This window comes from Methylobacterium sp. Leaf125 (genome assembly GCF_001423085.1).
Taxonomy (GTDB): Bacteria; Pseudomonadota; Alphaproteobacteria; order Rhizobiales; family Beijerinckiaceae; genus Methylobacterium.
Window position 1 is genome coordinate 17,634 of sequence record NZ_LMNU01000005.1, and the last position, 25,137, is coordinate 42,770.

Annotated in this window: 24 protein-coding genes; 9 read left to right on the forward strand and 15 right to left on the reverse strand. The window is 68.0% G+C overall.

Annotated features, from left to right (window positions below; genetic code table 11):
- Nucleotides 1-63: 63 nt before the first annotated feature.
- Entirely contained in the window at nt 64-3,234 is a 3,171-nt protein-coding gene (locus ASF58_RS08215; protein ID WP_055950185.1) for an efflux RND transporter permease subunit, read from the forward strand.
- A 313-nt stretch (nt 3,235-3,547) separates the two neighbouring features.
- Here the strand turns inward: ASF58_RS08215 and senB are convergent, their stop codons facing one another.
- Nucleotides 3,548-4,582: a selenoneine biosynthesis selenosugar synthase SenB gene (senB, locus tag ASF58_RS08220; RefSeq protein ID WP_082512923.1), complete on the reverse strand. Its 1,035-nt coding sequence runs from the start codon at nt 4,580-4,582 to the stop codon at nt 3,548-3,550.
- A gap of 27 nt (nt 4,583-4,609) precedes the next feature.
- Between senB and senA the strand changes: the two genes are divergently transcribed.
- Entirely contained in the window at nt 4,610-5,914 is a 1,305-nt protein-coding gene (gene senA / locus ASF58_RS08225) for a selenoneine synthase SenA (protein WP_055950187.1), read from the forward strand.
- Here the strand turns inward: senA and ASF58_RS08230 are convergent.
- The 4 genes from ASF58_RS08230 to ASF58_RS08245 all read right to left on the reverse strand — a co-directional run bounded on the left by ASF58_RS08230 (nt 5,911) and on the right by ASF58_RS08245 (nt 9,700).
- Complete coding sequence (locus ASF58_RS08230; protein ID WP_244477230.1) at nt 5,911-6,720, reverse strand: nucleoside phosphorylase; 810 nt, start codon at nt 6,718-6,720, stop codon at nt 5,911-5,913. The two genes, senA and ASF58_RS08230, sit on opposite strands and share 4 nt — an antisense overlap.
- Before the next feature lie 3 nt (nt 6,721-6,723).
- Nucleotides 6,724-7,773, reverse strand: coding sequence for a selenide, water dikinase SelD (selD, locus tag ASF58_RS08235; RefSeq protein WP_055950194.1), 1,050 nt, complete (start codon nt 7,771-7,773; stop codon nt 6,724-6,726).
- A gap of 69 nt (nt 7,774-7,842) precedes the next feature.
- Nucleotides 7,843-8,646, reverse strand: coding sequence for a TIGR01459 family HAD-type hydrolase (locus ASF58_RS08240; RefSeq protein ID WP_055950197.1), 804 nt, complete (start codon nt 8,644-8,646; stop codon nt 7,843-7,845).
- Nucleotides 8,639-9,700, reverse strand: coding sequence for a radical SAM protein (locus tag ASF58_RS08245; protein WP_082512925.1), 1,062 nt, complete (start codon nt 9,698-9,700; stop codon nt 8,639-8,641). The genes ASF58_RS08240 and ASF58_RS08245 overlap by 8 nt, the downstream gene beginning before the upstream one ends.
- Nucleotides 9,701-9,794: 94 nt before the next feature.
- Here ASF58_RS08245 and ASF58_RS08250 point away from each other — a divergent pair, with 94 nt between their 5' ends.
- The 5 genes from ASF58_RS08250 to ASF58_RS08270 all read left to right on the forward strand — a co-directional run bounded on the left by ASF58_RS08250 (nt 9,795) and on the right by ASF58_RS08270 (nt 14,613).
- Nucleotides 9,795-10,637, forward strand: a complete 843-nt coding sequence (locus ASF58_RS08250) for a class I SAM-dependent methyltransferase (protein ID WP_055950200.1) — start codon at nt 9,795-9,797, stop codon at nt 10,635-10,637.
- A 143-nt stretch (nt 10,638-10,780) separates the two neighbouring features.
- Nucleotides 10,781-11,668 (forward strand): putative selenate ABC transporter substrate-binding protein, encoded by an 888-nt coding sequence (locus ASF58_RS08255; RefSeq protein WP_082512927.1) that lies wholly within the window; start codon nt 10,781-10,783, stop codon nt 11,666-11,668.
- 17 nt (nt 11,669-11,685) lie between these two features.
- Nucleotides 11,686-12,366, forward strand: coding sequence for an ATP-binding cassette domain-containing protein (locus ASF58_RS08260; RefSeq protein WP_055950203.1), 681 nt, complete (start codon nt 11,686-11,688; stop codon nt 12,364-12,366).
- A complete protein-coding gene (locus tag ASF58_RS08265; RefSeq protein ID WP_082512928.1) occupies nt 12,363-13,919 on the forward strand; it encodes an ABC transporter permease in 1,557 nt (518 codons plus the stop codon). Before ASF58_RS08260 ends, ASF58_RS08265 begins: the two co-directional genes overlap by 4 nt.
- Before the next feature lie 31 nt (nt 13,920-13,950).
- A complete protein-coding gene (locus tag ASF58_RS08270) occupies nt 13,951-14,613 on the forward strand; it encodes a hypothetical protein (protein ID WP_055950206.1) in 663 nt (220 codons plus the stop codon).
- A gap of 34 nt (nt 14,614-14,647) precedes the next feature.
- On the opposite strand, the gene ASF58_RS08275 is transcribed toward ASF58_RS08270, so the two are convergent.
- The 8 genes from ASF58_RS08275 to ASF58_RS08310 form a co-directional block, all read right to left on the reverse strand.
- Entirely contained in the window at nt 14,648-15,370 is a 723-nt protein-coding gene (locus tag ASF58_RS08275; RefSeq protein ID WP_055950208.1) for a glycosyltransferase family 2 protein, read from the reverse strand.
- Complete coding sequence (locus ASF58_RS08280) at nt 15,367-16,440, reverse strand: radical SAM protein (protein WP_055950211.1); 1,074 nt, start codon at nt 16,438-16,440, stop codon at nt 15,367-15,369. The genes ASF58_RS08275 and ASF58_RS08280 overlap by 4 nt, the downstream gene beginning before the upstream one ends.
- Complete coding sequence (locus ASF58_RS08285) at nt 16,437-17,744, reverse strand: glycosyltransferase 87 family protein (protein ID WP_162242036.1); 1,308 nt, start codon at nt 17,742-17,744, stop codon at nt 16,437-16,439. The genes ASF58_RS08280 and ASF58_RS08285 overlap by 4 nt, the downstream gene beginning before the upstream one ends.
- Nucleotides 17,741-18,451: a TIGR04282 family arsenosugar biosynthesis glycosyltransferase gene (locus ASF58_RS08290; RefSeq protein WP_055950216.1), complete on the reverse strand. Its 711-nt coding sequence runs from the start codon at nt 18,449-18,451 to the stop codon at nt 17,741-17,743. The genes ASF58_RS08285 and ASF58_RS08290 overlap by 4 nt, the downstream gene beginning before the upstream one ends.
- Nucleotides 18,452-18,964: 513 nt before the next feature.
- On the reverse strand, nt 18,965-19,732 hold the full coding sequence (locus ASF58_RS08295) for an anti-sigma factor (RefSeq protein WP_055950220.1): 768 nt from the start codon (nt 19,730-19,732) through the stop codon (nt 18,965-18,967).
- Nucleotides 19,729-20,268, reverse strand: coding sequence for a sigma-70 family RNA polymerase sigma factor (locus ASF58_RS08300; RefSeq protein ID WP_055950223.1), 540 nt, complete (start codon nt 20,266-20,268; stop codon nt 19,729-19,731). Before ASF58_RS08300 ends, ASF58_RS08295 begins: the two co-directional genes overlap by 4 nt.
- A 60-nt stretch (nt 20,269-20,328) precedes the next feature.
- On the reverse strand, nt 20,329-21,108 hold the full coding sequence (locus ASF58_RS08305; RefSeq protein ID WP_055950226.1) for a DUF4394 domain-containing protein: 780 nt from the start codon (nt 21,106-21,108) through the stop codon (nt 20,329-20,331).
- 233 nt (nt 21,109-21,341) lie between these two features.
- Nucleotides 21,342-22,325: an alpha/beta hydrolase gene (locus ASF58_RS08310; RefSeq protein ID WP_055950230.1), complete on the reverse strand. Its 984-nt coding sequence runs from the start codon at nt 22,323-22,325 to the stop codon at nt 21,342-21,344.
- 179 nt (nt 22,326-22,504) lie between these two features.
- On the opposite strand from ASF58_RS08310, the gene ASF58_RS08315 reads away from it, so the two are divergent.
- Nucleotides 22,505-22,978 carry an Hsp20 family protein gene (locus ASF58_RS08315; protein ID WP_055950233.1) on the forward strand — a complete coding sequence of 158 codons (474 nt, stop codon included), beginning with the start codon at nt 22,505-22,507 and terminating at the stop codon, nt 22,976-22,978.
- A 142-nt stretch (nt 22,979-23,120) separates the two neighbouring features.
- Here ASF58_RS08315 and ASF58_RS08320 read toward each other — a convergent pair whose 3' ends face one another.
- Both ASF58_RS08320 and ASF58_RS08325 read right to left on the reverse strand, forming a co-directional pair.
- A complete protein-coding gene (locus tag ASF58_RS08320) occupies nt 23,121-23,426 on the reverse strand; it encodes a hypothetical protein (RefSeq protein WP_055950237.1) in 306 nt (101 codons plus the stop codon).
- Between the two features lie 87 nt (nt 23,427-23,513).
- Entirely contained in the window at nt 23,514-23,972 is a 459-nt protein-coding gene (locus ASF58_RS08325) for a hypothetical protein (RefSeq protein WP_055950240.1), read from the reverse strand.
- 278 nt (nt 23,973-24,250) lie between these two features.
- Between ASF58_RS08325 and ASF58_RS08330 the strand changes: the two genes are divergently transcribed.
- A complete protein-coding gene (locus tag ASF58_RS08330; protein ID WP_055950243.1) occupies nt 24,251-25,117 on the forward strand; it encodes a Kdo hydroxylase family protein in 867 nt (288 codons plus the stop codon).
- Nucleotides 25,118-25,137 lie beyond the last annotated feature (20 nt).

Below are 25,137 nucleotides of genomic sequence, written 5' to 3' on the forward strand. Positions count from 1 at the left end.
GGGACGAGACGTTGCATCGCGGGGTCCACGCATCCGGCCCTGGACCGGAAGCCACGTTCCTGCATGTTTGCCCACTTCGTCGACCGGCCGGTGCTCGCCGGCGTCATCTCTGTGCTCATCACGCTGATTGGCGCTGTCGCGGGTCTTACCCTGCCGATTGCGCAGTTCCCGGAGATCGCCCCGCCGATCATCAACATCCAGGCGACGTATCCCGGCGCCAGCGCACAGCAGGCCTATGACGCCATCGCGATCCCGCTGGAGCAGGAGATCAACGGCGCGCAGAACCTTCTCTACATCAGCTCGACCAGCAACACCGACGGCAGCGTCAGCATGGACGCGACCTTCGACGTCGGCTCGGATCTCGACGCCGCAGCCGCGGAAGTCCTGACTCGCGCCAACCGGGCGGAGGCCAAGCTGCCCCCCTCGGTGAACGCGCAAGGCCTCGAAATCACGAAGAGTTCGCGCCAGCGCCTCGGCAACATCGTGCTCTACGCTGACGAAGGCTCCCCCTACGACGAGCTGTTCCTAGCCAACTGGGCCGAGACCCAGGTGATCAAGCCGCTGCGCCGGGTGCAGGGCATGGGCCGCATCGTCAACTTCTCGAACAAGCGCTACGCCATGCGCGTGTGGCTCGATCCGATGAAGATGGAGGCCCTCGGGATCAGCCCTGGTGCGGTCACTGCCGCCATCAGCCAGCAGAACGCGCAGATCACCACCGGCACCCTCGGCAAGCCACCGGTCGACCAGGCCACCGCCTTCGAGTTGCAGCTCGTTACCCAGGGACGCCTTCGTAAGCCGGAGGAGTTCGGCAACATTCTCCTGCGTGCCAATCCGGACGGGTCCGTGGTGCGTATTCGGGACGTCGCCAGGGTCGAGCTGGGATCCGAGCAATACGGAGTCCGGTCGAGCTTCGACGGTTCGGCCTCCGCTACCCTCGGTCTTTACCAGAACCCCGACGCCAACGCGGTGCAGGTGATGGACGGCGCCCGCGAAACCATGAAGGACCTGGCCAAGCGCTTTCCGCCGGGGCTGAAGTATCGCATCGCCCTCGACCGGACCGAGTTCGTGAAGGAGGCGATCTTTGAGGTGGTGCGGACCCTGTTCGAGGCGCTGGCACTCGTGGTCATCGTAACCTACCTCTTCCTCCAGAACTGGCGCGCCACATTGATCCCGGCCATCGCGGTCCCGGTGGCTCTGGTCGGCACCTTGGGGCCGATGGCTCTGCTCGGCTTCTCGTTCAATACCCTCAGCCTGCTCGGCATGGTGCTGGCGGTGGGCCTCGTCGTCGACGACGCCATCATCGTCGTCGAGAACACCGAGCGCCTGATGGACGACGGCATGGCGCCGCGCGAGGCCTCACGGGAAGCCGTCACGGAGGTTGCAGGGCCGGTCATCGCCACCACGCTGGTCCTGGCCGCCCTGTTCGTACCGGTGGCCTTCATTCCCGGCCTCACGGGCAAGCTCTACAATCAGTTCGCCCTGACCATCGCCATCTCGGTGATGATCTCGGCGGTGGTCTCGCTTACCCTCACACCGGCGTTATGTGGCCTGATCCTTAAGCACCGCGACCATGACGCGAAGGACGAGAGCCTGTGGCGGGCGCCCCTGCGTTGGTTCAATCGCGTGCTGGATGGGGCGAGCCGTCGTCTCGTCAGCTCGATTGGTTGGCTGACCGGTCATGTCGCCCTCGTCGTAATCGCCTTCGTCGCCTTCGCGGCCCTCACCGTGTGGATGACCATGGCGCGGCCCTCCGGGTTCGTGCCGGACGAGGACCAGGGCTACTTCTTCGCCGACGTGGTCTTGCCCAAGGGGGCCTCGGTGGCCCGTACCAACGTGATGGTCGACCGTCTCGGGCAAGCGCTGCGCGAGATCCCGAGCGTGGAGCACACCATCGGCGTGACCGGGCGCAGCATCCTGGCCGATGCCATCGCGCCGTTCTACGGTTTCCAGATCCCGACGCTGAAGCCGTGGGGTGAGCGTACCGAGAGCGTGAACGACGTCATCGCCACGGTTCAGGAGCGCTTCAAGCACGATCCCGACGGCAAGGTCCGCGTGGTGAACCCGTCCCCGCTTCCCGGCCTCGGCTCGCGCAGCGGCCTGACCCTGGAGCTCCAGGATCGCAGCGGCACCGGCGGTCTGAAGCTGGCGCAAGCCGCCAACCGCTTCATCGCGGAGATGGAGAAGCTGCCGTCCGTCGGGCGTGCGATTCCGACCACGACTTACGGCGTTCCGCAAATGCGCCTGGAGATCGACCGGGCCAAGGCGGAGCAACTCGGCGTGCCCCTGCAGAACCTCTTCGACGCGTTGGGCACCTACGTCGGTTCGAGCTTCGTGAACCTCTTCAACCGCTTCGGATACGTCTATCAGGTCTATGTCCAGAGCGAGGCCTCCGGCCGCCGTACCATTCAGGACGTGGAGGCGCTGACGGTCCTCAACAACCGCAGCGAACCTGTGCGGGTCGGCTCGCTGATCCAGACCAGCTTCGTCACCGGTCCGACGGCGGTCCTGTCCTACAACACCTACCCCACCATCGAGATCGCGGTGGACACCGCCTCGGACGCCAGTTCCGGAACGGCCATCGCGGCCATCGAGGCGTTGGCCGACGCCAAGCTACCCTCGACCTACGCGGTCGAATGGACCGATGTCGCCTATCAGGAAAAGATTGCCGGCGGCTACGCGCCCCTGATCTTCGGCCTCGGTACCCTGATGATCTTTCTCCTCCTGGCCGGGCAGTACGAGTCCTTGCGCCTGCCCTTCGTGATCCTTCTCGGGACACCGATTGCAATTTTCGGCGCCGTCGCCTTCCTGGCGATCCGGGGCCTCGCCCTCGACATCTTTGGGCAGGTTGGGCTGCTGCTCCTGGTCGGGCTGGCCGCCAAGAACTCGATCCTGCTCGTCGCCTTCGCCGAGGACCTGCGCAAGCAGGGCGAAGACGTGCTCAAGGCCGCTGAGGACGCCGCGCGGTTGCGCATGCGCCCGATCCTGATGACCTCGTTCGCCTTTATCATGGGGTCGGTACCGCTCGCCATCGCCAGCGGCGCAGGCGCCAACGCCCGGGTGTCGATGGGCACCGTGGTCATCGGCGGCCTGCTGGTGGCCACCTTCGTCACCCTGTTCGTGACGCCGACCTTCTACGTCGCCTTCGAGCGCCTGTTCGGCAAGGACCGCGAGGAAGCGGCTCATACCCCAGACGACCGGGCATCCTCTCAGACCTCTGAGGCAGCCGGAGGCTAGCGGTCGTTGATTTCCATGGCTCGGCACGAGGCTCATCATGCCCGAAAAGCGCGGGACGGAGCACGGCTACGCCATCAGGCCGAATGCTCGGTAGACGGGAACTCCTATATTCCCACGAGTGTCGACCAGGGCGAGCACTTCCTTCGTGTCCGGCCTATCCCCCATGCGCCATCGCTGAAGGTCCGCTAACGGGCAGCCGACATAAAAGCTTGAATGACCGCACTGGGTCGCAAGCAGCATGTCTGTTCTTCGATGCTATGCCTGAGAGATGGACTTCGATCCCGGACGAAAGAGCGCATACTGAGTTGAGCGGTCAGCGCAATCCGCCGTGATCAGTGAGTATCCGTTTTGGCTTTCGAATCTCCGGTGAGGTGTCGTTCCCGTTGTGCGCCTCTGTGTACCGCGCGAAGATTTGGTGAAGCGATTCTCGCTCCCGCGCCGGGGAGAACAGGTGCGCACGCATTCCGCCGTGTTCAAGCAAGACTTGAAGAAATGCAGGCTCCTCCTCGGCGCGCAGCAGCATTGCGGCCAGGGCCGCGTCGTCGCCGGTGGGGAAATAGCCCGGATAGTCCGGCCCGAGCAGGCCGCGGGTTCCGGATATGTCGGAAGCGATCACCGGCAGGCTGGACACTACGGCCTCGGAGATCACGTTGGCGCCGCCCTCCTGCAGCGAGCTCAGGACCATGAGCCGGCCGCGGGTCAACCAGCGCCGAGTCAGGGAGCCGGGTCGGTCGCCAAGCCAGGCGTAGCGCGGATTATCCGCCATCTCGGCCTCCGCCCGGCTCGCCCAGGCCGCATCGTGCGCGCCTCCGAGATGGACGATGCGGATGCGAGACCGGGCGGGAAGGCGCCGGGCCGCCCGGGCGGCGCAGAACGGGTCCTTCTCAGCGCGCAGGTGTCCGACGACGAGGACCTCGAAAGCCTCGTCTGAAGCAGGCCAGCGCTCTCGGTGCGCCAGTGCGGACTGGAGCACAATGTCGACCTTGTGGCGGTATCGCTCGGGCAGGGCGGTAGGAACGAGGTCGTGCAGGCCAATTAGGCGGTCGGCCAGATCGAGGGAGCGTAGGGTCAGCTCGGGGTCCGCGTCGAGGTAGTGGTAGATGTCTGTTCCCGTCAGCGCGACAATCACCGGCCGATCGGGATGGCGCGCCTTAAAGCGCGCGATGGACGCGGCGCTGCGCCAAGCATGCAGCGCCACCATCAGGTCGACGTCCGGGTCGGCCTCGTACGTCGTCGCCACGTCGACTTGGTGTCCGAGATCGCCGAGGATGCGCGCCCAGCGCATCGCCGTCGTCCGGTTGCCGGCACGGGACGTCTTCGCCGCCGGCGTGATGAGGCTGATCTTCATGGATTCGACAGGATTCCGGGACGTTTGATGAGCGCACAAGTTACGGCCGCCGGTCTCGTGGCGATGCTGGAGGATGCCCGGTCGAGAACGCTTGAACTCGTGGCGGGTCTCGACCGTGACCGTCTCATGGGGCCGCGGCTCGATATCGTGAACCCCCTCCTGTGGGAAATCGGGCATCTCGCCTGGTTTCACGAACAGTTCATCCTGCGCGGCCTCGACGGGCATCCACCGCTGAACGCGGAAGCGGATGCGCTCTACGATTCCGCGCGGGTGCCCCATGGGACGCGCTGGTCAATCCCGCTAATGCCGCTGCCCGAGACGCTGGGCTACATGATGCAGGTCCAGAAAGCGCTGGTGCGCCGGCTCGACGGACGCGCGCCCACGCCCGAGGAGGCCGAGCTCTATCAACTCGTGACCTTCCACGAGGACATGCACGACGAGGCCTTCACCTACACACGCCAGACCCTCGGTTACCCGGCGCCGATCTTCGCCGCGTCAGCCTCGGTGGAGCACACTGGCTCCGGCTCCTGGCCCGGCGACGTCACCGTCGGTGGAGGAACCTGGCGGCTCGGATCCGAGCCCGGGGGCGGCTTCGTTTTCGATAACGAGAAATGGGCGCACCCGGTCGCCGTGGCGCCGTTTCGCATCGCCCGCGCTCCGGTGACGAACGCAGAATTCTCATCCTTCGTGGCGGATGGCGGCTACCATGAGGACGCCCATTGGGACGTGGAGGGCGTGCGCTGGCGCGACGACTACGGAGCCGCGCATCCGGTCTACTGGACGCGGGACGGCGCGAGGGATTGGATGATCCGACGCTTCGACCGCGAGGAGCCCCTCGCTCCCGACGAGCCGGTCGTTCACGTCAACTGGCACGAGGCCAACGCCTATTGCCGTTGGGCGGGGCGACGCCTGCCAACGGAGGCGGAGTGGGAAGCCGCCGCCGCCGGAGCACCGGCCGGCGACGGGACGCTCGGAGCGGGAAAGCGTGCCTATCCCTGGGGCGAGGCGACGCCGGCACCGGACCTCGCCAATCTCGACGGCGGCCATCTCGGCTGCGTCGATGTCGCCGCCTACCCCGAGGGCGACAGCGCCTGGGGCTGCCGGCAGATGCTCGGCAACGTCTGGGAATGGACGGCGAGCCCGTTCCTGCCCTTCCCTGGCTTCTCGCCGGACGCCTACAAAGAGTATTCCGAGCCCGCCTTCGGCACCCGCAAGGTCCTGCGCGGCGGCGCCTGGGTCACGCGCTCGCGCATGGTCGACACCGCCTATCGCAACTTTTTCGGCCCTGAGCGTCGCGACGTGATCGCGGGCTTTCGAACGGTGGCACTCTAGCGTGCGGCGAACCACGCGTTCGCCACGGCCGCGACGAGGCGGAGCGCCGCCGTCGCACCGTTGGCCTCGCCCTTCTCGAAATCGCCGGCTTGACCCATCTGATTGGTAACGTGGGCGAAGCACAGCACCGGTCGTCCACGAGCCTGCGCGAAGGCGTAGAGCGCCGCGGCCTCCATCTCGACGGCAAGAATGCCCCGCTCGCGGGCCGCTGCGATGGCTGCCTGCGTCTCCCGGTAAGGTGCATCAGTCGTCCAGGTCGTGCCGCGTTCCACCGGCTCGCCGACGTCCGTCAGGGCCGGGGCCAGCGCCGCGACGAGTTCAGCGGGTGCCTGTGCGAACTCGGAGGCCGGGAGGTAATGGTAGCTCGTGCCCTCGTCACGCAGGGCCGCTTCAATGAGAATGAAGTAGGGTGGTGACCGCAACGGCGTGATCTGGCCGGATGAGGTGATGCTGATCAGGAGCTCGCATCCTGCGGCGAACATCTGCTCGGCCACCAGCACCGCGTAGGGTGCACCGACCGCACAGCCGATGATGCCGAATTCGCGCCCACCAGCCACGAAGCGGTGCAACTCGCTGTGATAGCAGGCCCAGTCCGGGTCGCGCTGCGCACCTCCCGTGGCCTGTAGGTGGCGGACGATGTCACCGTCCGGGTCGAGCACGCAGAGGGCGGGCACCCGGCCTTCCCTGAGACCACGCTGACGCCTGGCTTCGCGCAGCAGGCTCTCGGGCGTAAACTCCGAGGCCGCCTCGTGCGCCTTGTCGCGCAGGATCGGGACGGATTTCACGTCGCTCGGGGGTACCGCCACGCCTCAGGCCTCAACTCGGATCCCTGGGGGCCCGGCTTCGAACCGTCCGACGATCGCGGCCTGCGCGAAGCCCGCAGTTCGGACCTGTGCGAGGATCGCATCGGCGCGCTCGGGCGTGCAGGTCACGAGCAGGCCGCCGGACGTCTGCGGGTCGGTCAGGATGTGACGGCGCCAGTCCGGCAGATCCTCGGGCAGGGCGACGTGGTCGCCGAAGCTCGCCCAGTTGCGATGCGAGGCGCCGGTGACGAACCCGTCCCGCGCCAGCGCTTCGGCCCGGGGCAGGAGCGGGATCGCGCCGCCCTCGATGACGAAGGTCAGGCCGGCACCGCGCGCGAGTTCGAGCCCGTGGCCGAGGAGGCCAAAGCCGGTGATGTCGGTGATTGCGTGCACGTCCGCGTCACCCGCCAGATCCGCCCCGACCTTGTTCAGCCGTGTCGTGGTGGCGACGAAGTCGGCGTAGCCGGAATCGTCCAGGGCCTCGCGCTTAATCGCAGCGGAATAGATGCCGACGCCGAGGGGCTTCGTGAGGATGGCCACATCGCCGGCCTTCGCATCCGCGTTGCGCCGGATCCGAGCGCGGTCGGCGAGGCCGATCACCGCCAAGCCGTAGATCGGCTCCGGCGTGTCGATCGAATGGCCACCCGCGATAGGAATGCCCGCCTCGGCGCAGGTCGCGGCGCCGCCCTTCAGGATCTTGGCGACAATCTCGGGCGCGATCTTGCCCACCGGCATGCCCAGGATGGCGAGCGCCAGAATCGGCTTGCCGCCCATGGCGTAGACGTCGGAGATCGCGTTGGTGGCGGCGATCCGGCCGAAATCGTGTGGATCGTCCACCATTGGCGTGAAGAAGTCCGTGGTGGCGATAAGGCAGGTCCCGTCATCGAGAGCCCAGACGGCTGCATCGTCGGCGGTCTCGTTGCCCACGAGCAGGCGCTCGAACGGGCCGGCCACCGGCTGGTCGGCGAGGAGCGTGCGAAGCACCTCGGGGTCGAGCTTGCAACCGCACCCTCCACCATGAGCGAGGCTGGTCAGGCGAACCGGAGGGATGTCCATGGGAAAATCCTGTGGCGGGGGGCTTTGACAAATGATGATCCGGAGCCGTCCTATCAGACAAGGGCATGCCTACCAGACAAGAACGGGCATCCGGTACAGGCGGCCCGGGCAGTCCGGCGGACGCTCTTGCGGTTCCGCTGCGCCGATGTGAATGGCCCCGAAGCCGCATTTGAGCGCACCGACCACATCGAGGGCCCAGGTATCGCCGATGCCGAGGACTGCCCCAGGGGTAATGGGGCGCTCGCGTGTCTGGCCCGCACGCCGAAGGGCCTCGCGGTAGATCAGCCCGCCGGGCTTGCCCGTCTCGATCACGATACCGCCGATGGTGCGGTAGCGCTCGGCCACGAGGCCGGCAAAGCGTAGGCGCGTGCTGTCCACCATCAGACTTGTGTCCGGGTTGGTGCAGACCAAGAGATGGCCGCGTTGGAGTGCCACGACGAGGGTCGCGTCGAGGTCGTCGTCCGGGTCCGGATAGCCAGTGCAGACGCTCAGATCGGCCGATTCGACCCCCGTCAGAGTCACGGAAAGGCCGTCGAACAAGATACGGTCGCGCGCCGGCCCGATATGGTGGACTCGCTTCGGCACCTGCTCCTCCAGGAGGATGCGGGCGATGTCGGCCGAGGTGACGAGCGCGTCGTATTCGGGAGCAATGCCGCGGGCCCGGAGCGTCTCGGCGAGCCGGGGGCCCGGTTCGGAGGAATTAGAGACGAGCACCACGGTCCCGCCGCCCGCACGGAAAGTCCGGAGCGCGGCGACGGCGGCGGGACGGATCTCGGTTGCATCGTGAAGCACGCCGAACACGTCACACAGCACGACCGCGTAGAGACCCTCGATCCTGCCCAGGCCCACGATGGTTTCGACCGCGTCAGCCACGCGCTTGAACGATCGTGGTGCAGGCGCTCTCGAGTTTCGGGAGTTCGCGGGCAGGCGCCATGCTGATCGCGAGCGGCCGGGATTCGCCGCGCACGATCGGGCAATAGGGGTCGACCTGATCGAGGCGCTCCATAAGGCGGCGGCGCCCGGCGCAGCCGCCGTGGCAAGAATCTTCGTGTGCGCAGCCCCGGCAAATCTCGGGTAAGGCGCGGGCGGCCGCGAAGGGGGCCGTCTCGACGATGCCGCTGCCCGTCTCGCGCAGTGTGTCGAGGCTCTGGCCGGTGCCGCCCCAGTACACGCAGGGCTGCACCGTGGCCCGCGGAGTCACCCGGACGGTGCCGACGCCACAGCCGCCCTTGCGCGCCGGCAGGCCGGCCATCGCCCGGACCAGGGGTTCGCCAATGGCGATAACGTCGGTCTCGGAGAACAGCCGCGCGAACCCGCTCCAGTATTCCTCGTAGGTGAGTGCGAAGGTGTCGGTGCGCACCGCTTGGTAGACGTTGATGCGCAGGGGCGCATCGAAGCCCCGGGCGATCGCGGCGATCTCGTGGAGGCGATCGAAGTTGGTGCGCATCATCACCGCGATGAAGGTGACGCCGACGCCGAGCGCCCGGCAGCGCGCGGCCTGCGTCATCACGAGGTCCCAGTTGCCCGCGCCGCGCTGCGCGTCCTGCTCCTCGCGGGTGGGATAATCGATGGAGAACTCGACATCGGCGAAGGCCCGCACCGCGTCGTCGTCGATCACCGCGATCGAATGCCCGTTCGAGGTGATCGTGAGCTTGATCGGCTCGGCCCGCAGCAAGTCGAGGAGCAGCCTGAACTGGGGATGCATCCCGTTCTCGCCGGTGCCGAGATTGACCGACCGAACCGGCAGGCTGTCGAGCACGGCGCGGACCTGATCGGGACCGAGCCGGTCTAGCCGGTCCGGATCGCGATAACAGAAGCTGCAGGCGAGGTTACATTCGTTGGTCAGTCCGATCCCGAGGGAGAAGGATGGGGCCGGGCCGGCTTGGAGCGCCGGCGGGAAAGCGGGCGTCGAGGATATCGGAGCCATGAATATTCTCCTGTCTAATCCTGACCGGCGATCCGGGATGACCGGTGTCGTGCCGCGGGACGTTACGGTACCCTTCGCACGGAGGAGCGTCCCGGTGACATCACATCTTCAGCAAGATCAGCAGCCCGCGCGCTGGAGCCCGTTCGCCGAGGCCTACGAGGCCGCGTTTGAGCCCCTCACCAACGCCTTCGCCGACGCCGCCCTGAAGGCCCTCGATCTCGCGCCCGGCGGACTCTGCCTCGATGTCGGCGCCGGAACCGGCGGCGCCGCCCTGATGGCGGCGTCCCGCGGCGCGCGCGTCATCGCCATCGACGCGGCCGAGGGCATGATCGCGCGCATCCGGGCGCGGGCCCGGGACGGCGCAAAGCCGGTGTGGGCGGCCGCGATGGACGCGCAAGCCCTCGCGCTGGCCGATGGCGCCTGTGACGCGGCCCTGTCAGTCTTCGGGATCATCCTCTGCCCCGATCCGGTTCGCGCCCTCCGCGAAATGGGCCGCGTAGTGCGCCCGGGTGGCCCGCTCGCGGTGGTGACCTGGACCGAGCCGCAGAACTACGAACTGGTGAGCCGGCTGATCGCGGCGGTGACGGCGGTTCGCGGCACCCAGGCGCCGCCCGCGGAGGGCCCGGCCCAGTTGCGCTTCCGCGAAGAGGCAACCCTTCGAGCCCTCTTCGGTGCGGCGGAGGTGCCCCTCGATCGCATCGTTCGCATCGAGGCGGATCTGCGTGCCAGGTCCGCAGCGTGGCTCGCAGAGCACCTCGCCTTCGCCCCCGGCCTCGCCGCGATGCTCGATGCGCAGGGCCGCGACCGGGAAGTGGTGCTAGCTCGCTTCGCGGAGGATCTGCGGCGGGACCAGGGCGACGGGCCGGTCGCCCTTCGGGCCGTGGCCTTCCTAGCCCTCGGCCGGGCGCCGGATCAGAACCGGACACCGGGCCTGTAACCCGGCGACCGCTCGGCGCGAAGAGATTCATCAACAGGGTTCGTCGGGCTTCGTACCGTCGCGCCCGCAATAGCCGTCAATTGATTGGACATCGGTGCCCGCGTGGCATCGTACAATGCCGCATGAGAGTCGGGGGACGGTCGATGCTGAGACGGACGTTGAGCGGGTCGCTGCTACTGGGCCTGGGATGCCTGCTTGTGTCCGGCACGGCAGGAGCGCAGGAGCGCGCCAAGCCGGCCTTCGTCTTCACCGGCATTCCCGACCAGGACGAGAGCCGCCTCGTCGAGCGCTTCGGCAAGGTCGCGACCTATCTCGAGGGCAAGCTCGGCGTGCCCGTGACCTACATCCCCGTGAAGAACTATCCGGCGGCGGTGACGGCCTTCACCAACGGCCAGGTTCAGCTCGCCTGGTTCGGCGGCTTCACCGGGGTGCAGGCCCGCAAGGCCTCGCCCGGGGCGCAAGCCATCGCGCAGGGCGCCGAGGACGCCGCCTTCAAGACCTACCTCATCGCCAACACCAAGACCGGCCTGACGAAGTCGGCGGATTTCCCGAAGGAGATCGCGGGCAAGACCCTCACCTTCGGTTCTCGGGCCTCGACCTCGGGCCGGCTGATGCCGGAATACTTCATCCGCGAGGCGTTCCCCGGCAAGACGCCCGAGGAGGTGTTCCCCCGTGTGGGTTTCTCCGGTGACCACAGCCGCACGATCCAACTCGTCCAGTCTGGCGCCTTCGAGGTCGGCGCAGTCGATTACTCGGTCTGGGACCTCGACACGAAGGCCGGCAGGGTCGACCCGAAGGACGTCAGCATAATCTGGGAGAGCCCGCCTTTTCCCGACTACCAGTGGACCGTGCGCGGCGACGTCGATGCGATCTACGGCGCCGGCTTCACAGACAAGCTTAAGGCGGCCCTGATCGGCATCACCGATCCGGCCATCCTCGCCCCCTTCGCGCGATCCAAGTTCATCCCCGTGACCAATGCCGCCTACGAGCCGGTGGAGCGCGTGGCGAAATCCACGGGCCTGCTGGACTGAGCCGAGAGCGCGCCGCCGTGTCCCTCACCGAGCCCGAAGCGGAGATCGTGCTCTCGGGTGCCCGGGCGGCCTATGATGGCAGGCCGGTGCTGCACGGCGTGGACCTGACCATCCGCTCAGGCGAGCGGGTCGCACTGATGGGGCGCTCCGGCGCCGGCAAGTCCACCCTCCTCGGCCTGATCCACGCCCAGGCGCGCGCCCGCGTCGCCCTGATCCCGCAGGCGGCGGCGCTGGTCCGAACGCTGTCGGTCTTCCACAACGTCTACATGGGCCGGCTCGATCGGCGCTCGACCCTGCACAACCTGCGCACCCTGGCCTTCCCGGGCCGCGCCGACCTTGCTGAAATCCGCGCGGTGCTGGGCGAGGTCGGGCTCGCGGACGAGCTTCGGGCCAAGGCCGGCGCTTTGTCGGGCGGCCAGCAGCAGCGCGTCTCGGTAGCGCGCGCGCTCTATAACGGGCGCCCGATCCTGATCGGCGACGAACCCGTCTCGGCCCTCGACCGTCTTCAGGGCGGCCTCGTCCTCGAGCGGCTCGCCGCGCGCCACCGCACCCTGGTGCTGGCGCTTCACGACATCGCTCTGGCGCTCGCGCATACGGACCGGATCGTGGTGCTCGATGCCGGGCGGATCGTGCTCGATGCACCCGCCCGCCACCTCGACGAATCGGCCCTCGTGCCGTTCTACGGGCAGGCCGCGTGAACGCCCTTCGGTTGATCCCCGGCTGGGGCTACGCGGCGGTGACCCGCTGGTTCGTCGGAGGCGCGGTGGCGGCGCTGCTCGCCGCCGATCTCGCCGTTACCAGCCTCCACCCCTGGGCCGATCTCCAGCGCCTGCTTGGCGGCCTGATTCATCCCGACCTCCGCTCTGTCGAAGTTTGGAGCGTCGTCTACACCATCGCATTCGCCATCCTGGGGGTGACGCTGGGGGCTGGTGCCGGCTTCGTCCTGGCGATTCCCTTCGCGCAATTCCGCAGCGTGCGCCTGCTCTGCGCGGGTTTGCGCTCGGTGCACGAACTGTTCTGGGCCCTGCTGCTCATGCAGGTGTTCGGCCTCTCGGCCACCACCGGCATCCTCGCCATCGCGCTGCCCTATGCGGGCATCTGCGCCAAGGTCTATTCCGAGATCATCGAGGAGGCGGACCTCTCGGCCCTGCGGGTGCTGCCCGAGGGAACCGGGGCGCTCTCCGCCTTCGCCTATGGCCGCCTGCCGGACGTTGCGGTGGCTTTCCGGCACTACACGCTCTACCGCTTCGAATGCGCCATGCGCTCGACCCTGGTGCTCGGCTTCATCGGCCTTCCGACCATGGGCTTCTACCTCGAATCCGCCTTTCGCCAGGGCCGCTACGCCGAGGCCGGGGCCCTGCTCCTCGTTTTCTATGCCCTGATCGGCTCGCGCCGCCTCTGGATGCGGCTCTCGACTCTGCCCGTCCTTCTTGTCGCCAGCGTCCTTGCGCTTCCGAAGACCATCGGCACGACGAACTGGCTCGCCAGCCTCGGACGGTTCGTGAGCCACGACATCGTCCCGAGCCCGCTTCGCTCCGGCGCCCTCCTCGATCCCGAGACCTGGGCACGGATGGGAGCCTGGTTTCGGCCCATCCTCACGCAGCAGATCCTGCCCGGCGCGTTCCAGACCCTGGTCCTCGCGCAGGTGGCGCTGGTGGCCACTGCCATCGGTGCGCTGCTCCTGTTCCCCCTGGTCTCGCGCCGGTTCGCCGGGTCGATCGGCCAGCCCTTCGGGCGCGTCCTCTTGGTAGTCGTTCGCTCGACGCCGGAATACATGCTGGCCTACGTGCTGCTGCAACTGCTCGGCCCGTCGATGCTGCCGGCGATCCTGGCGCTGACGATCCACAATGCCGGCATCGTCGGCTACCTGATGGGCCGTCACGCCGACGGCCTGCCCTACCGAGTGGACGCGCCGTCCGGCCTTGATCTCTACGCCTACGAGACGGTGCCCCGGCTCTACGGGCAGTTCCTGGCCTACCTGCTCTACCGGTGGGAGCTGATCCTGCGCGAGAGCGCGATCTTCGGCATCCTCGGGGTGGCGACGCTCGGCTTCTATGTCGACGCCGCGATCTCTGAGTTGCGCCTCGACGTCGCCGTGATGCTGATCGTCGCCACCGCCCTGCTGACGGCCGTGGTGGATGCCCTGTCCCGGGCGCTGCGCCGGTCCTTGCGCCTCGCCGAACTGCCGACCCGCCTCTCGGAGCCCGTGAATGGTGTTTCGGCCGGACCGCTCCGTCCGGTCTGCTCCTGACGGACACGCCCCTCAATCCAGGATCAGGCTCATGCGAACCGACCCCTTCACCGACACGTGGGCCTTCTTCCTCGGACAGCAGAGCGACCAGCTCGGCCTCGGCCTCGGGCGCTGGCTCGTGGTCGCCTGCTTCGCGCTGCTGGTCATGGCCAGCGTCCTCATCGCGCTGCGCGAATGGATCGAGGACCCGACGCAGCGCTCTGGACGCGATCTCACGATGTGGGTGCTGCGTGCCCTGGTCGGAGCCATGTGGTTCCAGGGCATGCTCTGGAAGCTGCCGTTCTTCTCCACCGAGAACGGCTTGTATTTCTGGACCGGCGAGGAGGTGACGAACGCCGCCTTCCAGATCCATCGCGATCTGGTCAAGAACGTCCTTCTTCCAACACCGAACTTCTACATCCTCGACATCTTCGTCTTCCTCACCGAACTCACCTTCGCGGCCTCCCTGCTCCTCGGTCTCGGCGTGCGGATCACCGGCGCCATCGGCGTGATGTTCGTGGCGCAGCTCTGGCTCGGCCTGTACCTGCACCCGCAGGAATGGCCATGGACCTACGTCTTCCTGGCCGGTCTCATGGGCCTGTTCAGCGTCTTCGGCGCCGGTCGCAGCCTCGGCCTCGATGCGGATCTGCGCCGCCGCTTTCCGCCGGGCCTGACCACGGGCTCGACGGCGCGCTTCGTGCGCTTCGCTACCTGAGAGCGCTCACCCGGCGGGGCGTCCCTTGCACAAGTTATTCGCGGGGACGTCTTTCGCCGGCGAGTCCGCGTGAGAGGCGCAGGAAGGTAGTGCCGATGATCCAGGCGGCGCGCAGTCCGACGCGCCAGTCGCCGGAGACCTTGGAGGCGCCGCCCTGCCGAGGCCGCTGCCCGACCGCGATCTCCTCGCAGCGCAGGCTCGCCGCGGCGACCCGCATCAGCATCTCGAGGTTCCAACCGTAGGTCTCGTCGCGCATGCCGAGGCGCGCCAGGGCGTCGCGACGGATGGCGCGGAACGGGGACATGTCGGTGAAGCGGGCGCCGTAGGTCAGGCGCAGCAGCCACCCGGCGAGGTGTCCGGCCACGATCTGCTGCGGGCTCATGGCGCCCGGCTCGCGCGCACCGCGGACTCGGGAGCCGTGCACGAAATCGGCGCGGCCCGTGCGGATCGGCTCGAGCAGGTCCGGGACGCGGTCGAGTCGGTCGCTGCCGTCTCCGTCGACGAACAGGACGATGCGGGTCTCCGGCGCCATCGCGGCGATGCCCGCCTGGATCGCCCGGCCGTAGCCGCGGCGCGGCTCCACGAGGACCCGCGCGCCGGCGCTCGCGGCACGCGCGGCGGTCGTGTCCCGCGAGCCGCCATCGACGACGATGACCGCGTCGGCCCCATACGCCAGCAGCCCGGCGACGACGCCCACGATCGCCGTCTCCTCGTCGAGGCAGGGCACGATCGCAGTGACGAAGGAGGTAGCGCTCATAGGCTCCAGCGCAGCCCGCAATTGCCGCAGGCCTGCGGCGGCGTGTCGGAGAGCAGCGCCGCGCGGAAATCAGTGTAGGCGACGCCGTTCCAGATCGCCCGCAGGCTGTCCTGCGTGGCGTCGCCTAGCGTGTAGTTCTCGTAGCCGCGCTGCGAGAACGGAGCGATGCAGCACGGAAGCGCCCGGCCATTCGCGGTGAAGTACATCACGTTCCAGGGTCGCCGGCAGAGCGACCAGGGCGACCCGTCGTCGTCGCGCTTCAGGCTCACGCCGGGCTCGCTCGCCGCGCCCGAGGCCGAGAAGGTGAGCCCAAGCTCGGCGGCCACCGCCTCGGCCTCCGCGAGGTAGTGAGCCTCATCCGCCTCCATGCGCTCGTAGAGTGCCTGGTCGGGCCGCGCCATGCCGATGGCATCCTCCTCGAAATAGACGAGGCGCTGCAGGTAAACCTCCTTCACGCCGGTCTCGGCCGCCACACGCACGAAGGCGGGAAGCTCGGGCAGGGTCTCCTTGAGGCCGGTGAGCCAAGCCGAGACCCGAGGCTTGGCGTGACCCTCGCGCTCCTGCATGGCCCGAAAGGCCCGGACGTTCTTCAGGATCCGCTCGAAGTAGTCCTTACCGCGCACCGTGATGTAGGACGCCCGAGTTGACGCATCGAGCGAGACGCGGAGCTCGTCGAGCCCTGCCTCGATCAGGGCGCGGCCGTTCTTCTCCGACAGCACCGTGCCGTTGGTGTTGAACAGGACGTAGGTGCCGCGATCCTTGAGGTAGCGGACCATCCGGGGCAGGTCTTTGACCAGCATTGGCTCGCCGACCCCGTGCAGCACGGCCCGGCTGAGATCCGGCACCTGGTCCACGATGCGCGTGAACAGCTCCCAGCTCATGTCGGCCGGCGGTTCAAGCTCGACATAGGTGCGCGGGCATGTGGTGCAGAGCAGGTTGCAGCGGTTCGTCACCTCCAGGTAGAGGCAGACTGGCGGTCGTTCGACGAAGGCTTCTACCGACTTCGGCGCCGCCTCGTGGTAGCGGCGCGGGTCGACAGCCGGGTGGGATGTGGCAGTGCCGCTTGTCATCGGTAGGTTCCCGATCGTCGCGTGAAGGCCGCCTGCGCCAGAGCGGCGGCCAAGACCAGGGCGGCGAGGATCGCCGAGCGGTCGTCGTAAGAGAGCTGCGGATCGCCGGGAACGACATCGTAGAGCACAAAGCCTCCCACCGTCAGAGCCCAGCCTGGAAGCGTCGCGGCGATGCTCAAGAACGGCACCGCCATCAACAAATACCAGGGGAATTCGGGCGAGAGCAGGAAGAGTAACATCACGATCGAAAGATTGATGTCGCGCAGGCTCCGCTCTGGTGTGCGGTCCCTTCGGAAACCGGTTCTCAGGGCCAGGGCCGCCAGGATCGCAAGGCAGAGGCCGAGATAGATCCCGGTGTCGTGCGGCCATTCACCCGCGGAAAAACGCCAGAGCCGCAGCAGAGTGAAGCCCCAGCCAGAGGCCAGACCTTCCTCCTGAACGTAGCCTGTGGCGAGGAAGCCAAGCACGTCGCGTCCGACGGACAGGTAGGGCAAATAGGCCGCCGCGACGACGACGGGCACGAGCGCAATCATGCGCCAGTCCCACGGCCGCCACAGGCCCGGCAGGGCGATGAGGGCGAAGGGCTTGACAAGGGCCGCCAGCACGACGGCGCCCGCGCCCCCGTAGCGCCGTCCGACGATGAGGGCGAGCCACAGGCCGAGCATCATCAGGGCGATCATCAGCCCGTCGACATGGCCCTGGCCGGCGATCTCCCAGACCGGCAGCGGGTGCCAAGCATAGGCCGCCACCCGCGTCGGCGGCTGTCCGGTGAGGCGCAGCAGGCCGATGAGCGCCAGCAAGGTCGCCCCCTCGCAGGCCACGAGCGCGAGCTTGATCGCGAGGGGGCTCTCCGACAGGCGGGTGACCAGAAAGAAGAACGCCTGCGCCACTGGAGGATAGATGGTCACCGCGTAATCGGCGCGGTTGATGAACGGATAGACCGCCGCCGGGCGTAGGGCTGCGAGCGCCGGATCGGCCGGAACGTAGCGATAGGGGTTGATGCCTGCGCCCTGCACGAGCCCGTCCCAGACGTAGCGGAAGACGTCCGTGGACAGGATCGGAGGCGCGGGCAGCGCGAGCATCCGCATGGCGAGGCCGATGCCGATAATGACGATGAGCGCCCGGCGCCCCTCGATGCCCTCCAGACGTGCGCCCAGGGCCGCGATCACCCCGCCAGCGACGACGAGCAGTAGGAAAGCGTTGTCGCCGAGGCTCTGGAGCACGGGCATCCCGAGGCCGACCAGCACGGTCCCGGCGAGGCCGAGCAGGACGAGGCGCCGGGCGAGCCCCGGGGTTGCGATCATGGCTCCGGCCATTCCGCCAGCATCGCGCGGGTCTCCTTGGCCGGTCCACCGATGAGGCTAGGCGGTGCAAAGGCCGGCGGCGTTCCGGCGACCTCCGCCTGCAGTACCCGGAACGTCTCCAGGTCGTCGATGTCGTACCAGAGCGGCAGCATCTCGACCGCGAGGGCGATCCCGGCAGCCCGCTCCAGAGTCAGGCGCAGTACCTCGCCCGTGCTCCAAGGGATTTCGGCGAAGAGTTCGGGGTGATCGCGCTTCAGCCCGATCAAGGTGTAGCCTCCATCAATTGCGGGCCCGAGCACGACCCTGTCACCCGGTCGCCGCAGAGCCGTGATCGCGGTCGTGAGGAGCGCCACTGGCAAGGTCGGGGAATCGGAATTGATCAGCACGACGCAGTCATGGCCTGCCTCGCCCAGCAGCCGCTGCACTGCCGAGCCGAGGACGAGTCCAAAATCATTGCCGTCTTGGAGGAGGAGCCGAAAGGAAGGCGGTAGGATCTCCTCAAGCTCCGCCTCGCTTCCGGCCGGCGCGTAGACCCCATAGCCCTGGCTTCCCAAGGCGTCCGGGACTGCGAGTACAGCCTGGGCGACATCCTTGAGGAAGCATCCGGAGAGGCGGGCCGCGCGCTCCGCCCCGAGAAAGGCGGCGAGCCGTGTCTTGGTTCGGCCAGGATGCGGGGCCTTGCACATGATCCCAAGCGCTGCGCTCATGCGTCCTTGACTCCCACCCATCTCCGCACCGACGTCATTCAAGCGCGTTAGATCCGGTACGCTGCGTGCCGGGCGAAAACAGACGGTATCCGGTGCAGGAAGCCAAATCACAAAGTCAGGTCCAACGGCTTTTATCTGTCGTAAGCCTGACGCGGGGTGACAGACAGCGATCAATCGTCGGAACTTCGGGGTGGGTACCTGCTCGGGTAATTTTAACGCACCTCCACCACGTTAGCCGGCACGCTTGAAGCTCCGCGGCTCGCTTCTTACAGAGCAGTCGAAGCGAGTTTTTATTCTCGGTCTCCCAACGCCTGAAACTGTCTGCTCTGGAGCCATTTTAGAAGAACCGACAACGATTGGTTCGGGTCGGGACGGGGCCGTCCGCCATAGGATCGGATCGGGTGACTTTGCGATGGTTCGCTTCTGATCGGAATGTGACGGAAACGACGGCCCAGAGTTGTCGCAGCGCGTCTCGAACGCGACTGAAGTCCTTCGAAGACTGCGATCGCCCCGTTACAGGGCCTGCGTTGCCGCCCCTTTCGCGCGGCCGATGAACAGGATCCGGCCCGTCGGGCGACCGATGGGCGAGCCCGCCTCGGGCTCCAGCGTGATCTCGAAAAGCTGCCCGTCGCCGATGGCTTCCAGCCGCTCCGGCGGCAGACGGATCGCTCCGCCCGGGGGCAGCACGCCGAGGGAGACCGGACCGCGCGCCTGATCCCACAGGGTCCAAAGCTGCAACGCGCGCCCGCTTCCCGGCTGCACGTCAGCCAGCGGCAGGGACCGCACGGTGCCGTTCTGGGCAACTTGGATGAGCCATCCCGGTCCGCTCTCCTGCCCGGAGGCGTCGCGGCTCTGCAGGATCGCGTAGAACCGCGTCGGGCTCTCGGCCGGCACCGGGACGCGGCTCGGCAGGATCGCCAGAACGATCGCAGCGGCCGTGGCGAGCCCCGTGGTGGCCCGCCACAGCGCAGGGCTCCGCCACGCCGCCCGCAACATCCCGCCTCGCGGCCGTGTGAGGGCGAGCGCCGCGGTCGGGCCGAGCGCCTGCCGGCGCGTCACGAGGGCTTGCTCGATCCGCGCCCATTGCGCCGGATCGACATCGGCCTTCCCGACGGCCGCGGAGGCCGGCAGCAGCCGCTCCTCCCAGAAGGCGATGCGGCGGGCCAGATCCGCATCCGAACCCAGTGCCCGCTCGACCTCCGCCAGGGCTGCGCAATCGAGCAGGCCGAGGACGTATTCGCCCGCCAGGACGTCGCGGTCTTCCGGCTGGCTCGGGATCATGACAGGCAATCCTTCAAGGCGATGAGGCTGCGGCGGACCCATGCCTTCACGGTCCCGAGCGGTGTCCCCAATCGCTCGGCGATCTCGGACTGCGACAGTCCATCGACATAGGCGAGCAGGATCACCGCCCGCCTTTCGGCGCCAAGCTGCGCAAGGCAACCATGGAGGCGTCTCCCGTCCTGCAATGTCGCCAGGATGGCAAACGGATCGGGCGCGTCGTCCGCGATCTCTGTCGCCGCGGCCGCGTCGAGGTCCGTCTCCCGACCGACGACCCGGATGTGTTTGAGCGCGCGGTGTCGCACGATGCTGGTGATCCATGCACGGCCCGCGCCGCGGCTGCGGTCGAAGGTGCCGGCGCGCTCCCAGATGTCCATCATGGCATCGTGCAGGACGTCGGCCGCAACATCACGCCGCCGCACGATCCTGAGCGCGACGGCGAGCAGGAATCCGGCCTCCTGGTCGTAGAGACGCCGCAGCGACGCAGGATCCCCACGGGCGCAGCCTTCCAACGCGGAGGCGTGATCGAACGGCTCCATGACCCTTCCGGCGATTGGAAGGACCGGCCGCCTGGCCGGTCCTGCAGTGGAGGAGCGATGCTACATCTTGGGCAGAATGGCGATGTCACGGACCTTGCCGGACACGCCGGTGATCTTGGCGGCCATGTCGCCCTTCCCGGTCGCGAGATCCACCTTGTAGAGCGTGTCGCCGGCCATGGCCCAGGCCTGGTTGCCACCCTGGCCATCGGACAGGATGTCGAAAGCCACGGCCTCGCCCGACATGCCGAGCATGCCGACGGTGTTCAGGATGCCGTCATTCGGCGGAGCCTGCTTCAGCAGCGCGCCGGAGGACTCGATGTCGAACAGGGCCGTCTCCTTCGTGCCCTTGAAGGCATTGGTGTAGGCGCCAGCCGTCACCTTCGGGGTCTTGCCCTTCATGCTGTCGGTCTCGGCAAACTTGAGCTGGCCGTCCTTCGTGACCTTGCCGTCATCGACATTGGCGCGAAGGTTGGTGCCGTCCGAACCGATGATGCGCAGGCGGTCGGCGACGGGATTGAAGTCGACCGTTGCCGCGGTGCCGGCGGCTAGCATCGTATCGAGCTTCGACTTGGCCGTCGCCTTACCGGACACCGGATCGATCGTGACGACGCTGCCATCCGAGATCACGGCGTAGAGCATGCCGTCGGCAGGCCGCACGTCGATGCCGAGGACGCTGCCGCCGATCCCGGTGATCGTCACCGTCTTCGTGACCTTCTTCGCGGCCGTGTCGACATGCGCCAGCGTGGCATCGCCGACGAGTGCCGCAACGATCTCGGCACGCGCGGCGGTTCCAAAACAGGTCCCAGCCAGCAGGGTAACGGCGATAAGGCTCAGTCGCATGGCGTTCTCCATCTGCCGCGAAGGCGACATCAAGAGCGCTAGCCATGAGCCGGAGGATCGGACGCAGCGGATGTCAGGTTTTTTCGCCCTCCAGCGGACCGTCCGCTTTCAAGAGCCACTCCAAGTGTCGGCTACGACGTAATTGGGTCGAAAGCAGCCCCCGCGGCACAGGTCTCCCGCATCGGGTACCGCCAGACGTCCCTGACGCGCACGCCTCCTCTTGACCCCTCAGGTTACGCCTCCTGCCGAACGCGTGCGTTGGTCGGCTGGGTCGTGTCGGAGCCGGGCATGAAGGCGTCGAAGGCGGCCCAGAAGTCCTGACGGATGCTGTCGCGCTCCGACAGGATCTCGTGCCGGGCATCGGGCAGCACCAGGATGTGCCCGGCGCGCAGGCCGCGGGCGAAACGCTCGGTGGTGCGGGTACCGCAGACGGGGTCGGCGCCCGCCGCGACGATGAGCGTCGGCACCGAGATCCGGCCCGGCACGCGCGGATCGGCGAGGCGCTTCATCGCCCGGAAGGCGCTCGCGAGCCAGGCGATGCTCGGATCGCCGACGGCGCCGGCCCCGACATCCCGGGCGGCCGCCGCGTTGCGGGCATAGCGCTTCGGATCGCGGCACAGGCGATTGCCCGGATAGGGCTTCGTCGCGATCGAGACCGCCGAGCCGAAGGGAATGTAGCGCCGGCCCCAGCCGATCGCGTGCAGGGCAGCGGCGAGGAGGGCCGCCCCGGCGGGCCAACGCACCATGCGGATCGACAGCATGGGCGCCACCATGACGACGCGCCGGAACGGCAGCCAGCCGTCATGGGCCCCGGTCAGGGCGACGGCCCCGCCCATCGAGTGCGCGAGGGCAAGATGCGGATGCGGCATCAGGGGATGCAGGATGGCATCCTCGATCGCCTTCAGGTCGAGACGGTAATCGTCGAAATCCGCGACGTGGCCCCGATGCGGATCGTCGACCTGTCGCTGCGACTCGCCCTGGCCCCGCCAGTCGAAGGCGACGACGGCGAAGCCCCGCCCGCGCAGATCGGCGATGGTCTCGTAGTACTTCTCGATGAATTCGGCCCGGCCCTGGAGGAGGCAGACGGTTCCCTTCACCAGGCGGGTGGTCGGGCGCCAATGGGCGGCGCGCAACTCGATGCCGTCGTCGGTGCGCACCGCCTTGAGGGCACCGCCCGGCGGAACGGGATTGTCGGGGGTGGAGCGCAGAGTCAGCATCGACGAAGTCTCAGGTAGAGGAAGGAACCAAATTTTTTGGCCGAGGCACCGGCTCAGGCTCTTGCGAGGCTGAAACCCAGCGCCGATATCACGGGAGCACTGGCCAATACGGCGGTGCGACTGGTCTGGCCCTCGGGCGGACCTGAAACCAGCATGTTGCTTCTTACGGAGAATATGTGATGCGTCAGTTCGACCTTGCTCCCCTCTATCGCTCCACCGTCGGTTTCGACCGCCTCTTCTCGGCCCTCGACCAGCTCGTGAGTGCCGACGCGGCCCCGACCTATCCGCCCTACAACATCGAGCGCACCGGCGAGAACGCCTACCGGATCACGGTGGCGGTGGCCGGCTTCACCGACTCCGATCTCGCGATCGAGGTCAAGGAGAACGCGCTCACCCTGAAGGGCGAGCGGAAGTCCGATCCCGCCAAGCCGGCGGAATTCCTGCACCAGGGCATCGCGGCCCGCGCCTTCGAGCGTCGGTTCCAGCTGGCCGACTACGTCCAGGTGACGGGTGCCGCCCTGGAGAACGGCCTCCTCCACATCGATCTCGTCCGCGAGATTCCGGAGGCGAAGAAGCCCCGTCAGATCCAGATCGCCACCGGCCGCACCCCGCGGGCCCCGGTGATCGAGGGTTCGGTGCAGCAGGCCGCCTGATCGGCGCGTAAGGACGTTCGGAGCGCCCCGGCCGCACGGCCGGGGCGTTTTTCTGTCCAGAAGCCTCTTTCTGTCCGGAGACGTCTTTCGATCCGAAAGCGTCTTCCGATCCGGAGACCGCGTGCCCGGACGGACGGTCGGCTCAGAAGTCGCCGTCGAATCCATCGTCGCGGCTCGGCTCCTTGCAGCGATAGCCGATGAAGCAGCGCGGCGTATCCTGCGCCGGCACGAAGGCCGGGATCGTGATCTCGGTGACCTCGCAGAAGCTGCGGTCGCGCACGAAGCGGTCATAGGTCTGCCCCCCGGTTCCGAGGACGAGGCCGCCCCGGCGGTCCACCAGCGTCTTGGCCTGGCCGCAGGACATGGCTGTCGTTGAGGCCCGCTGCGCGTGCGCCGGTGCGGTGCAGAGGGCAAGGACGAGGGCGGCGCGGGCAATGCGGATCGGCATGGCGGGCCAACGCGCTCGGCGACCGGTCGATCCCGACGCGGGACGCGGCGCGCCCCATGCCTCAGGCGCCTCGGCCGCTGCGTGCGCTCACAGGTCGCCGAAGATCAACTGTCCCTGCGGGCTCGGACGCCGCGCGGCCGGATTGCCCTTGGCGCGCTTGGCCGCAGGCTTGCCCACGGTCCGGCGTGCGGCCGGGCGCTCGGCCGGCGGATCGGCCCTGAGACGGGCTTTCGCCTTGTCGCGGGCGATCGCCTCCGGGGCATGGGGATCATCGTCGAGCCACTTGCCGCGCTTGATCACCTCGTTGACCCGGCCCTGGTTCACGCCGACCTTGAAGGCGATCTCCTGCTGGGTCATGCCGGTGGAGGCGTGCAGGTCGAGGATCGCGCGGGCAAGCTCCGGGGTCATCTTCTGGCCGGTCAGGCGCCGGGCCGGCTTGATCGTCCGCGTCGCCCGGTCCCGCTCGCGCAGGCGCTCCAGCAGGGCGAGCGCCATGTGCATGCCGTGCTCGCGCAGGGACTCCTCGAATTCCTTCAACGTCGCCATGGTCGGCATCCTCATCGCCGCAGGGTTCCGTGAGGTCGGAACCGCGACTGCTCCATCAACGCGACCGAAACGCCAGGGTTGCTCCGGACAGGCCGTCAGGGTTGGGCTGGTTCGGGCATCGTGACAACAGGCAAGCACCGTCATCCACCGCTATCCGCCCGGACCGACCCGGTCCGGGGCGGGCAGGGGGCCTCTGACGGGCCGCCGCGCCCGTGGTCAGCGGCGTGTCGTTCGGCTAAACCGCCGGTCCTGCCGCGGTTTTCGAGGATCCCCGCCCGATGATCAGCCCGATCGTATCCGTCTCACGCGCGGGGCCGCCCCCCGGCACGCCGTCCCTGGTGGATGCCCTCGAGGGCGGCGCGGTCCTGATGTTCCCCGATCTGGACTTTCCCTTGAGCCGCTTCGAGGAGCGCTTCGTCGAGCGCCCCTTCGCCGACGGCAAGGCCAAGAACGTCAATATCCGCGGACCGGAGGCCACCCTCCGGGGCGCGGCCGGCACGCCGGAGGAGCAGGAGGCCCTGCGCCAGGTCCTGATCCGCTACCGCCGCTTCGCCGAGACGCTGCTGGCCGAGCACCTGCCGGCCTATGCCGGCAAGGTCTCTTTCGCGGGCACCTCCTATCGCCCCTTCGAGGTCGACCAGCGCAAGCTGAGCTGGCGGCGCGACGACACCCGCCTGCACGTGGACGCCTTCCCGTCGAACCCGATCGGCGAGAAGCGCATCCTGCGCATCTTCCGCAACATCAATCCCAACGGGCAGCCGCGTCACTGGCGCGTCGGCGAGGACTTCCCGTCGATGGCGCAGAAATTCCTGCCGCGCCTGCCCGGCTACTCGCCGCTCTCGGCCCGGATCCTGGCGCTCCTGAAGATCACCAAGGCGCGGCGCAGCGAGTACGACCACCTCATGCTGCACCTGCACGACGCCCTGAAGCAGGACATGGCCTACCAGGAGACGGCGCCCCAGGCGGACGTGCACTTCTCCCCCGGCCAGACCTGGGTGACCTTCTCGGACCTGGTGATGCACGGCGCCATGGGCGGCCAGTACATGCTGGAGCAGACCGCCTACCTCGCGGTGGCCGACCAGGCCCGCCCCGAGCGCAGCCCGCAGCGCCTGCTCGCCCAGGCCCTCGGCCGCCCCCTTCGCTGAGTCCCTTTCGCGAATTCCCT